This is a genomic window from Lentilactobacillus rapi DSM 19907 = JCM 15042 (assembly GCF_001436255.1).
GTDB lineage: Bacteria > Bacillota > Bacilli > Lactobacillales > Lactobacillaceae > Lentilactobacillus > Lentilactobacillus rapi.
The window spans coordinates 1-11851 of the sequence record NZ_AZEI01000025.1; the positions used below are offsets into that span (position 1 = coordinate 1).

Below are 11851 nucleotides of genomic sequence, written 5' to 3' on the forward strand. Positions count from 1 at the left end.
GAAAACCAACAGTTCTAACCTGCCGTTTTCCTACATTTTACGGGTGCCTTTTACAAGCCTTGGCATATGTGCGTGATCTGAAGAAGAAAGTCGTATCGACCACTGTTTTATTTATTGCCGGCAACCACGACATGATCAGAAACGTGACTTATGAGGAGCTTGAAGAGGGCAACTGGCCTGGATATCTTAACAATCGATTTGTTGATATTCCTAACACTGATATTAGAATTATCGGGATTAACGGATGGTATGACTACTCATTTGCCAGCAATGTGGCCAAATCAAAATCAGATTTTTATCACTGGAAACAGACATATTGGATAGACAGCCAAATTTCGCAGCCTATGAGCGATATTGAACGAGAGAACATCGTTCTTCAAGAATTGGAGAAACAGCTCATAGCGGCCAAAAATCCGTCGAAAAAGGTGATTGTGATGACGCACTTTGTTCCGAATCAAAAGTTCATTCGATATACAAAAGATTTTCGCTTTTGGAATATGGCAAATGCGATGATGGGAAGCGTCAGATTTCAGGCACTTATTGACCAATATGCGGTTGATTCTGTGATCTTTGGCCACATTCATAATCGGTATGCGCCAATGAAAATTAAGGCAACCTGGTATTACAACGGAGCAGTTGGCTACCACAATCACCATCATAATGAATGGCAAAGCGCTGATTTCATAACTGAATGGCAACACCAACTCAAATTTATTCAAATAAATTGAATATTGCGCTTGACGGTGGCCGAAAAATTCTGTATTATAATACTCGTTGGTTTGATAGCAAACACAATGCTGGAGGGGTAGCGAAGTCTGGCTAAACGCGGCGGACTGTAAATCCGCTCCTTCGGGTTCGGTGGTTCGAATCCACTCCCCTCCATTTCATTTTTGGGCTATAGCCAAGAGGTAAGGCAACGGGTTTTGATCCCGTGATGCGCTGGTTCGAACCCAGCTAGCCCAATCGTTACGCCTTTCGTCGTTTTATCAAGTGTTAATCACTTGGTATGGCGACTTTTTTTGTGTCTTTGGATAGCTCTGATTGTCACAGATTAGGGGGAAGGACACAAAGGTTACGATGTTCCTTGATACTATTAAATTGAAAAAGGGCCTCAGATATATCGGATGATAAAAATCCAATATCTGAGGCCTTTTAAAGAAGATAATTTTTAAACTTAGTCCTTCACTGGGTTATTCTCAATTTCAATTCCAGCGTTTTTACCGGCATCCAAACTAACTGTTCGATCAACAGAAATCACAACAGCCGCCAATGCCTTAGGAAGTTTATTTGCGGCAGCATATTTTTCAGCATCGTCAAATATTTGACCATCCTTGTGAATGGTTGCCTTGCCTTCAACCCGGAAGCCTTTCATGCCGGGATAAGGGTGAAAGGCAGCGGCAATCTTAGGATTCACTTGGACGTTGTGCCATGATTGATGACCCGTTTCCTCGTTATAGATTAGATGTTCATCATCAAGAACCCGTAACGTACCCTTAGGGCCAATTTGTGGATTACCATTTTCATCGACAGTTGCGATAAAGCCAAACGCATCTTGAACTAATTGTTTCTGTTCCTCAGTTAAAGTTGCCATTATGTGAACCTCCTATATTTAAATCAACGTCAAAAATTTTTGATGAACCATGAACAACATTATCGACCCTTTCTTAGGGAAGTGTCAATAATAATGACACGAGTTCAACTATTCTCCTGCTAATTCGAGCTTACCGATGGACTATTAACCGAAATTGTCACTTCCATCACATAATGGCGAATATGCTCGTGGGCATAACTGAGTGCTTCGTTAAAGTAATCAAATAAATCATTCACGGAACCGGATAATTTAGTTGCGTAGTGCATTCCTTCAGGATTGAGCCCCTTAGCCTCTGCCATGTTAACGATTTGCTCGATGTCTTTCATGTAGTCGGCATCCCCAAATGCATAGAAGGAGTACTTACAGTCAACATGCATGTTGGGGAGCGTTTTGCCCAACTTGATTGGGGTGATTTCTTCATTTAGATAATGATCTGCGTCGGTATCGCCTGGACATCCTTTTGAGAAGGTCAATTCATATACGGTATGAGTTGAATCCGTGTAGGCGAGTTGGCATGCAGTTTTCACAATATTAACGACATTCTCTTGGCGTCCCCGGTATGTCGTACTGAACATATCCGTTTTTTGCCAAACGGGTAATTCAAGCGAATTAAGTTGTTTAATGGCGTCGGTAATGATTGTGGCGAATTGATCGCTCATGGGATAGATACTAAGCTTACAGCCAGTTACGTCTACTGAGCCATCAATATTACAGTCGATATTCATTTTAAGTTCCTCCAATTATGATTTTCTAGTTTCAAAAGTATGGGCCCGGGTAAATAAATTATGAATCAAACTCACAAGGCCAACCGAGAAAATTAGGTTGGAAACTAAGCGAGTGAGAAATAGGGCTAGCATCATCGAAAGTTTTAACTTGATGTAGCCATGGATAAATAACGCAGACCCAAAGGTGACAACGGTGGACAAAACGGCGGCCAGCAGGAGTGACCGAACATCAAACCGCTTGTATCTAAAGCTCGCAAAACCCAGTTCACTCCCTAGCCCTTGAAAGAATCCGGCAAATAAGGCCGTAATCCCAAACTGGCCACCCATGCCGCTTTCCAAAAAGGCGCCAAGAATTTCACTGATCAGAGATGAACCTGGCAATCGAACCACCATAAAAGCGATTGGGCCGCCCATACACCATAGCCCGAATAAGCCTTCACCAACAAAAGGCCCTAAACCAAGTGGTGACAAGATACCGTAAACTAACGTGTACAGCCAGTCTGAAAAAACAAAAATGAATCCAAACAAAACAGAAATAATTGCAATCGTGATAATATCACGCAAATGCCATTTCGCTAATACTTTCAAAATACAAATCCTCCCAAATAAAAAAGTCCTCAATTCAGTCAGAATTGGGGGCCATCGGGTTAAGAACACAAAAATATTACTTAAATACGTTAATATTAATTGGTTAACTGATGAAGAAATCCCTTCGCTGATGTTAATCAGATCAGGTTCAATGGGTATATTCTCAGCACGCTGGCACCCCAATTCTCTCTGATTATCCTACAGGCTCACCCAAGCATTGTCAACAGATAACCAGTGATGAAAAGAACGGTATCATTTATTTAACGGTAAACGTGAAATTTTCGTTGCAATTTCTTTTTCAATCCGCTATTGTCAAATTATTGATTATTACTTGAAATTAGGAGGCTCATCATGAAAATTGGTTTTATTGGTGTCGGATCGATGGCTCAGGCCATTATTCAGGGGCTACTCAAAGCAAAATTGGTGCCGGCAGAGAATATTTTGATTCACAGTGCGCACCAGGCTCATTATGAGAACTATGCCGATAAATTTGGGTTGACACCGCAGGCAACTAATCTGGACGTTGCCAAGAATAGTGATTTCGTGGTGTTGGCAGTGGTCCCAGCGATTGCCAAGGCTGTGCTTGCCGAAATTCGTTCAGCGCTCACCAAAGATAAAGTGCTTGTGTCAATTGTGTCAGGAGTTTCCTTGGAGCGATTGGCCGAGCTGACCAATTATGATCTGCCGATTCTCCGAACTTTACCAAATATCAATTCGGAATTTGGCCAGGGGATGACCGCGGTTGCTGTCAATGAGAATTTGGCTGGTGACCAAAAAGATCAGGCACTTTCAATTTTTAAAGCAACCGGTGAAATCAGTGAGTTGCCCGAAACGCTCTTCCCAGTGTTTAGTGCAATTTCTGGTAGCACAGTTGCCTACATTGATTTCTTCATTGACGCGCTTAGCCGAGCAGGGGTTAAATACGGTTTGAGTAAGGAGGCCGCCACTAAGATCGCTGCTCAAACGACCTTTGGTTCTGCTGACGCATTGATGCAATCTGGAAAGACGCCTGCCGAAATGATTGATAAAGTCTGCTCTCCTGGTGGTGACACAATTGCCGGAGTCTTAGCGATGGAAGAAGCTGGTTTCTTGAGTTCGGTAGTTAAAGGAATCGATGCAACGATTGACAAGTCAACTGGGAAGACGAAGTAAGCAACTTCCGGTTAATGGTTTCTGATTCAGCAAGGTTTTGCGGGCAGGGGTTATGCTTGCATTGTCAGTTTGAAATGCAAGCATAACCCTTTTTCTACGGCCTGAAACGATTGTTCACCGGCACTTCTCAGCATAATCATCCGGACAAATTTGGTTTGCAGTGATCTAGACCTCATAGATTTCAATTATTATGTTAAAATGAAGTATAAAGAAGACCAAAGGAGTTGGTAATGGTGGGTTTGCCAATTTATATTCAGATTCATAATGATATAAAGCGAAAAATCGAAGCCGATAAATGGAAAATTGGTGATCGAATCCCCTCTGAACGTGAGTTGTCTACAGAATTTGGCGTTAGTCGGATGACTTTGCGACAGGCCATTCAGACTCTTGTTGACGAAGGAATCTTGGAACGACGGGTTGGTTCTGGAACGTTCGTTGCCAATCAGAAAGTTCAGGAAAAGATGTCCGGGGTCACTGGGTTCACGGATTTGATGTTGGCCCAAGGCAAGAAGCCGTCGAGCAAAACGGTTTCGTATCATACGATGGAACCATCATTGAGTGAAATGGAGAAACTGCACATTACTCAAGATCAACCTGTTTTGCGGATGGAGCGAATTCGATATGGCGACGATGTGCCAATTTGCTTTGAGGTTGCGACGGTGCCCGAGAATATTGTCGAGGGCTTGGAAAAGTCCGAGGTAACCAGTTCGTTGTATCGGACACTAGAGCAAAAGAAAGACCTTCAGATTGGTAAAGCCCAACAGACGGTTTCAGCAATGTTGGCTTCCGAACGGATTGCGGAATATCTCAATATTAAGCGAGGAGAGGCAATCTTACGTTTACGCCAAATTACATATTTACAAGACGGTCGACCATTTGAGTATGTTCGGACGCAGTATGTTGGCGATCGATTTGAGTTTTATTTGGAAAAAGAATAGGGCACTTGAATAAAAGTATTTTGACTATCCATAAAGGCTCCAAAGTTAAAATCCCCAAACTGAGGGGGTTTAACTTTGGAGCCTTTATGTAATGGATGCCGGCAGGCGGTGAGATTTTCTGACGCAACGATCGCTGACTTAAGTTCAGTTTAAAAAGCGCTGTTTTAAGACTTGCAGCAAGTACTTTGGCAGCACCATTAGTCTGCCGATTCGTGCGGGTTCCTTCATGACGCGGTACAACCACTCCAAGCGCATTTTTTGCCAGGTTGCCGGGGCGCGTTTCACCGTTCCGGTAAGCACATCAAACGACCCGCCAATTCCCATCCAAAGGCCATTCGTAACTGCTCGGTTTCGTTCGATAAATTCTTCTTGTTTCGGGTACCCGGTTGCGACAAACACCATATCCGGATTAGTCCGGCGAATATCGTTAACGATTTGAGTGTCGTTATCAAAATAACCATCATGGGTGCCGGCAATTACAAGATCTGGAAATTGCCTGCTTACAACTTCTCGTAGCTTCTGGATGACGGCTGGTTTTGCCCCGACGAAGTAAGCGGACTTTTGATGTTGATTGCCCCAGCTGAGTAAACTTTCAAATAAATCATAGCCCGTAACCCGTTCCTCAATCGGTGTTTTTAACAGCTTAGCCCCAATCACAATCCCGATACCGTCAGCGACAATAAAATTGGCACTCTTGATTAATTTGGTGTATTCCGGGTGATTGCGGGCATACATGACAATCTCCGGATTAGCTGTCACCACAAACGTATTTTGTTGCTGGTCGATTCGCTGTTGAAGCGTCTGTTCAAATGCGCTTTGAGTTGTATTGATAAATGGAATTCCTAAAATCGATACTTTTGATTGCTTGGTCATAATGACTCCTTCAATAATTATTTTGAAGCAAAAACCGCCATTTTTCTGGTCAATATGACGATAAATGATAGAATTAACATGATTACTTAATTATATAACATCTCACCGGGAAGGATATTGAAACAATATGTCAGAAAATAATAATTTGACACTTCACACCGATTTTTACGAAATCAACATGATGGCAACTTATTTTGAGAAGCACATGGAGAATCGTCATGCCGTTTTTGAGGCCTTCTTCAGAAAACTGCCTTTTGGAAATGGGTATGCTGTTTTCGCTGGCTTGGAGCATATTATTCAATATATCGAGAACCTTCACTTTACTGACTCGGATATTGACTATCTTAAAGAAGTGACCGATTATCCGGACAGCTTCTTAAACTACCTGCGAAATTTCAAATTTAAAGGCACAGTCCGTTCAGCGTATGAAGGGGATGTTGTCTTCGCAAATGAACCGATCCTTCAAGTTGAAGGAACTTTGTGCGAATGTCAATTGGTTGAGACTGCAATTTTAAATATGATCAATTACCAAACCCTAATCGCAACCAAGGCATCCCGAATTAGGACGGTTGTTGGTGACGATCCACTGATGGAATTTGGCAGTCGGCGGGCCCAAGAAGTTTCGGCCGCAATTTGGGGAACGCGGGCGGCCATTATTGGTGGCTTTAATGCGACTTCCAACGTTTTGGCCGGCAAAAAATTTGGGATTCCGATTAGCGGAACTCACGCCCATTCACTCGTTGAATCGTTTGGCAATGATTACAGGGCGTTTCATGCCTATGCCCAAACCCATCACGACTGTGTCTTCCTTGTGGATACTTATGATACGCTCAAAAGTGGCGTTCCCAGTGCAATCAAAGTTGCTAATGAAATGGGCGACAAAATTAATTTTGCGGGCGTTCGGCTGGACTCGGGTGATATGGCTTACTTGTCAAAACGAGTTCGAGAAGTTCTTGACCATGCTGGGTATCCCAATACGAAGATTTACGCCTCCAACGATCTCGATGAAACGACGATTGCCAGCTTGAAGATGCAGCACGCCAAGATTGACGTTTGGGGCGTTGGCACCAAAGTGATTACTGCATTTGATCAACCAGCCCTCGGAGCCGTTTACAAGATGGTGTCAGTTGAAGATGACGACGGTCAAATGGTCGATCGGATCAAGATTTCCGGGAATGCGGAAAAAGTTTCCACCCCCGGCAAGAAGCAGGTTTGGCGAATTACCGATACTAAAGACGGCAAGTCTGAAGGTGATTACATCACGTTGTCAACTGAGGATCCTCGGGAAGAGAAATCAATTTACATGTTCCACCCAAATTATACTTACATCAACAAGACCGTTGAAAATTTTGATGCGGAACCTTTACTGAAAACTATTTACAGAGATGGCAAATTGGTTTATGATCGTCCTAATTTATCTCAGATCAGCGATTATGCCGAAAAAGAATTGGCAGCGTTGTGGCCTGAATACCGACGGGAACTCAACCCACAAAAGTATCCGGTCGACTTATCACAGAAGTGCTGGGATAATAAGCGTGACATCATTGAAAAGGTCCGCAATTACGTTCAACAAATAAAATATTAACGAGGGATGCATATGAGAGCAAAGCAGCAGGAAATTATTAATGCTTTAAAAGTCAAACCGGAAATTGATCCAAACGAGGAAATTCGGCGCAGCGTCGAATTCTTGAAGAGTTATCTTCGCAAGTTTTCCTTTTTAAAATCCTTGGTACTCGGCATCTCCGGTGGGCAGGATTCGACGTTAGCGGGGAAATTGTCCCAAATGGCGATCAGTGAACTGCGTGACGAAACTGGTGATAACAGTTATCAATTTATTGCCGTCCGGCTCCCTTATGGCGTTCAAGCAGATGAATCTGATGCCCTTGAAGCGATCAAATTTATGAATGCCGACAAGGTTTTTCGGGTTGATATTCAATCCGCTGTGGATGCAGCCACAGAATCTGTTGAGGCAAATGGCATTCAAATTAGCGATTTTAATAAAGGCAATATCAAGGCTCGTCAACGGATGATTGCGCAATATGCAATTGCGGGTGAGACTAGTGGCGCCGTAGTGGGAACCGATCATGCTGCCGAAGCTGTCACTGGTTTCTACACCAAATTTGGTGACGGGGCAGCTGATATCACCCCCCTTTGGCGATTAGATAAACGACAGGGCAAACAACTCTTAAATGAACTTGGCGCACCCAAGCATCTCTATGAAAAGACACCGACTGCTGATCTCGAAGATAACCGGCCGGCATTGCCTGATGAAGTTGCTTTGGGAGTGACCTACCAGGATATTGATGCCTACCTAGAAGGTAAAAACATTTCTGAAAAAGCTGCCGAGACCATTGAAGGCTGGTATAACAAGACTGAACACAAGCGTCACACACCAATTAATGTCTATGATACGTTTTGGAAGTAATTAAAGAGTGACATTTTATTAGTGATTATGTATAATAATGATAAATAAAGGGAGTAACCAGCAGCGGTATGTTGTGATTATCTCGTCAACGTGAAATATTCGTATTTCCGGGATAACTCTTAAATGGTGAGACTTGTGGATTCTTCATGTGAAGAAGTCTGCAGGTCTCTTTCTTTTTTAAGACATGCCACCCGTTACAGTCAGCGTCCAAGCATTCATTCGAGGCATTGGGGGATTAGAGCTGGTTTGATGCATCATTCGTTGCTCGTTACTCACTTGAATTTAGGACAGTCCATCCAAGCAGAAGTTCGCCCATCAGTCCCTCACATATTTCTTTTCTAAAAATGGATATGCGAGGGAGCTCATGTTCAACTTCTCAATGCTCGGCTGGGCTCACTCAGAGGAGGAAGTTAATGACACAGGAGAAAAAAATGAGTTATCAGCGATCTGTTGCCGACATCATGCAACAAATGAAGTCCGATCCAAATGGGCTGACGACGAGCATGGTGGAAGAACGTCGCCAGCAATTCGGTCCCAACAAGTTGACTGCCAAGCGGCGAACCACGCTACTGGAGAAATTTATTGCCCAGTTTAAAGATCTGATGATTATCATCTTGATTGTCGCGGCCATTATTGCCGGGATTGCCGGTGAACACGTCGATGCCATTATTATTCTGGCAGTTGTGATTCTCAATGCGATCTTTGGGGTTTTCCAAGAATCCAAAGCAGAAAATGCAATCGATTCGCTTAAACAGATGTCAGCACCAATGGCAACGGTTCTGAGAAATGGTGAGTCGATCTCAATTAAAAGTGAAGAGATTGTCCCTGGAGACATTGTTTTACTGGAAGCAGGGGATGTTGTCCCGGCTGACTTGCGGTTGACTGAGGCTAACTCGCTCAAAATCGAAGAGGCTGCGTTAACGGGCGAATCCGTCCCCGTTAATAAGCAGGTCGAAACGATTTCGGAGGACGACTTACCTTTAGGAGATCGCAAAAATCTCGGCTTCATGAACAGTAATGTTACGTCTGGACGCGGTGTTGGGGTTGTGATCGGGACTGGAATGAATACCGAAGTTGGTAAAATTGCCCACATGCTTAACACCACTGAAGAGTCAACGACCCCACTTCAGGACAATTTGAAGTCCCTTGGAAAAATGCTGACGATTTTGATTTTGGTGATTGCCGTCATTGTGTTTGGCATGGGAATGCTCCGCGGCCAAGAGAGCTTGATTAACATGCTGTTAACGGCGATTTCATTGGCCGTTGCCGCAATTCCCGAAGGCTTACCCGCAATTGTGACGGTCACCTTGGCTCTTGGTACTCAGCAGATGGCCAAACATCGGGCATTGATCCGAAAGCTGCCGGCAGTCGAAACCCTTGGGAGTACGGATATTATTTGTTCTGATAAAACGGGAACGTTGACGCAAAACAAAATGACCGTTGAAAAAGTTTTCCTGAATGAAAAATTGGCCGATTCTGCTGATACCCAACTGGATTTATCTGACCAGCTTGCCCAAATCATGGTACTGAATAACGATACCAAGTTCCAAGAAGATCAATTGGCCGGTGATCCAACTGAGACGGCGCTTGTGTCCTTTTATTTGAACAAAGATCAACCTGTTCAAGATTTTGTTAACCAACACAAACGGTTGGCCGAGATCCCATTTGATTCAGAACGAAAACTCATGTCGACCTTTAACCAAATGGATAACGGTCAGATCATGATGACGATGAAAGGGGCCCCTGACCAGTTACTACAACGCGTCACAAAGATTAAAGATGGTGAGCAAATTCGAGACATCACTGATGGGGATAAGAAACTCATCAGTGATACCAATCACAGTCTGGCAACCCAAGCACTCCGAGTTCTTGCGTTTGCGTACCGAATGGTTGACTCAGTTCCCACTGACCTGACGAGTGACGCTCAAGAGCGTGACATGACCTTTGTCGGCTTGATCGGCATGATTGATCCCGAACGACCGGAAGTGGCTCAGGCGGTTGCTGAAGCCAAATCAGCAGGGATCAAATCCGTGATGATCACTGGGGACCACCAAGACACTGCCCAAGCAATTGCGAAGCGGCTGGGAATTATTGGTCACGGAGATTCACAGGACACAGATCAAGTGATTAACGGTGCTCAATTAGATGAAATGTCTGATTCCCAATTCGATGACGCCGTTGGCAATATTGCCGTTTATGCTCGAGTTGCTCCAGAGCACAAGGTTCGAATTGTGAAAGCTTGGCAGAAAAAAGGGAAGGTCGTTGCCATGACTGGTGATGGCGTGAACGATGCGCCCGCCCTCAAGACTGCCGACATCGGTGTTGGCATGGGAATTACTGGGACTGAAGTGTCTAAAGAAGCCAGCGATATGGTTTTGGCCGACGATAACTTTGCCACGATTGTAACGGCCGTTCGAGCTGGCCGAAAAGTATTCTCAAACATTCAAAAATCACTACAATACCTATTGTCAGCGAACTTAGGAGAAGTTTTAACTTTGTTTGTGATGACAATGATGGGCTGGGAAATTTTGGCACCTGTCCAAATTTTGTGGATTAACTTAGTAACCGATACGTTCCCAGCGATTGCATTGGGCGTTGAACCCGCCGAGCCGGGAATTATGAAACGAAAGCCCCGGGGTAGGTCGTCCAACTTCCTTTCTGGTGGGATCATGAGTAATATCATGTATCAGGGATTCTTTGAAGGCTTCATTACGTTAGCAGTTTATGCCTTCGCGATTATCAATCCGGTGCACTCATCAGATGCGTTGGTTCACGCAGATGCCTTGACGATGGCTTATGCCACTTTGGGATTAATCCAGCTTTTCCATGCGTTTAACTCAAAGACCATTCATCAATCGATCTTTAGGGTGGGGCTGTTCAGAAATAAATTCTTTAACTGGGCATTGTTGGGATCGACCATTCTGCTAATTGCCACAATTGCAGTTCCTGGTTTCAACGAAATGTTCCATGTGTCTAATTTGATGGCTTCACAATGGGTCGTGGTGGTATTTGGTGGCTTTATGATCGTTGTGATCACAGAAGTAGTAAAATACATTCAGAGACACTTTTTCCACAAACAATAAAAATGGGGGTAATGATAGTTTGAAACCACAAGATATGCAACGTTATGCAAAGGTCGTATCGGATGTGATTGATTCAACATCCGCAAATGGTACGGACCTCAATGATGATTTTGAAATGTTACGAAAGGCAATTGATGCCAATACCGTTTCAGAATTGTCAACGGATGAATTAACAAGAATTAAGGCCCATTTCCAGTCAGGAACTGACAAATACAAGGAAAATGTCAATAAGCTTCAACAGGCACCGGTGCCCGTCAAGGTCTTGGGTAAACATAAGATGTTGGTTCGTCATTACGAGGACTATACCAACGCTTGCCAAGCAATGACCGACAGTATTGATCCGGATGCCGCGGCAATTAATGTGGATCAGTTCAATAAGTCGGAAAAGGATCAAGAGGGTAGCATTGCGAAGGTTTCCAGTGTGACGACGAGAATTATGGGTGGCATGTAAGTAACCGACAGCGACTGTTTCAGAT

The 11851-nt window shown here is 43.9% G+C and carries 11 protein-coding genes, 2 tRNA genes and 1 riboswitch; of the genes, 9 read left to right on the top strand and 4 right to left on the bottom strand.

The window, feature by feature from the left end; all coding sequences use genetic code 11:
* The 3 genes from FD12_RS04290 to FD12_RS04300 all read left to right on the top strand — a co-directional run.
* Positions 1–728 (top strand): metallophosphoesterase (locus FD12_RS04290; RefSeq protein ID WP_056981878.1); only part of this gene is annotated, 728 nt, incomplete at its 5' end.
* A 71-nt stretch (positions 729–799) separates the two neighbouring features.
* Positions 800–882: transfer RNA gene (locus FD12_RS04295), tRNA-Tyr, on the top strand.
* A gap of 9 nt (positions 883–891) precedes the next feature.
* Positions 892–963 (top strand) — tRNA-Gln (locus FD12_RS04300).
* A gap of 211 nt (positions 964–1174) precedes the next feature.
* Here the strand turns inward: FD12_RS04300 and FD12_RS04305 are convergent.
* The 3 genes from FD12_RS04305 to FD12_RS04315 form a co-directional block, all read right to left on the bottom strand.
* Positions 1175–1591 carry a pyridoxamine 5'-phosphate oxidase family protein gene (locus tag FD12_RS04305; protein WP_054748389.1) on the bottom strand — a complete coding sequence of 139 codons (417 nt, stop codon included), beginning with the start codon at positions 1589–1591 and terminating at the stop codon, positions 1175–1177.
* Between the two features lie 119 nt (positions 1592–1710).
* The gene (locus tag FD12_RS04310) at positions 1711–2316 is read right to left on the bottom strand and encodes a YkoF family thiamine/hydroxymethylpyrimidine-binding protein (RefSeq protein WP_054748387.1); all 606 of its coding nucleotides are present in this window, start codon (positions 2314–2316) and stop codon (positions 1711–1713) included.
* Positions 2317–2331: 15 nt separating this feature from the next.
* Positions 2332–2904 carry an ECF transporter S component gene (locus FD12_RS04315; protein ID WP_056981880.1) on the bottom strand — a complete coding sequence of 191 codons (573 nt, stop codon included), beginning with the start codon at positions 2902–2904 and terminating at the stop codon, positions 2332–2334.
* Positions 2905–3006: 102 nt separating this feature from the next.
* Positions 3007–3096: riboswitch (TPP riboswitch) on the bottom strand.
* A 159-nt stretch (positions 3097–3255) separates the two neighbouring features.
* Here FD12_RS04315 and proC point away from each other — a divergent pair.
* Positions 3256–4056: a pyrroline-5-carboxylate reductase gene (proC, locus tag FD12_RS04320; protein ID WP_054748385.1), complete on the top strand. Its 801-nt coding sequence runs from the start codon at positions 3256–3258 to the stop codon at positions 4054–4056.
* Positions 4057–4289: 233 nt separating this feature from the next.
* Positions 4290–4994 carry a GntR family transcriptional regulator gene (locus FD12_RS04325; RefSeq protein ID WP_054748393.1) on the top strand — a complete coding sequence of 235 codons (705 nt, stop codon included), beginning with the start codon at positions 4290–4292 and terminating at the stop codon, positions 4992–4994.
* 144 nt (positions 4995–5138) lie between these two features.
* Here the strand turns inward: FD12_RS04325 and FD12_RS04330 are convergent, their stop codons facing one another.
* Positions 5139–5867: a WecB/TagA/CpsF family glycosyltransferase gene (locus FD12_RS04330; protein WP_056981882.1), complete on the bottom strand. Its 729-nt coding sequence runs from the start codon at positions 5865–5867 to the stop codon at positions 5139–5141.
* Between the two features lie 127 nt (positions 5868–5994).
* On the opposite strand from FD12_RS04330, the gene FD12_RS04335 reads away from it, so the two are divergent.
* The 4 genes from FD12_RS04335 (at position 5995) to FD12_RS04350 (ending at position 11826) form a co-directional block, all read left to right on the top strand.
* The gene (locus FD12_RS04335) at positions 5995–7452 is read left to right on the top strand and encodes a nicotinate phosphoribosyltransferase (RefSeq protein WP_056981884.1); all 1458 of its coding nucleotides are present in this window, start codon (positions 5995–5997) and stop codon (positions 7450–7452) included.
* A gap of 12 nt (positions 7453–7464) precedes the next feature.
* Positions 7465–8292: an ammonia-dependent NAD(+) synthetase gene (gene nadE / locus FD12_RS04340; RefSeq protein WP_056981886.1), complete on the top strand. Its 828-nt coding sequence runs from the start codon at positions 7465–7467 to the stop codon at positions 8290–8292.
* Positions 8293–8642: 350 nt separating this feature from the next.
* Positions 8643–11375 (top strand): calcium-translocating P-type ATPase, PMCA-type, encoded by a 2733-nt coding sequence (locus tag FD12_RS04345; protein WP_082622162.1) that lies wholly within the window; start codon positions 8643–8645, stop codon positions 11373–11375.
* 19 nt (positions 11376–11394) lie between these two features.
* Positions 11395–11826, top strand: coding sequence for a hypothetical protein (locus tag FD12_RS04350; RefSeq protein ID WP_054748382.1), 432 nt, complete (start codon positions 11395–11397; stop codon positions 11824–11826).
* Positions 11827–11851: the final 25 nt, after the last annotated feature.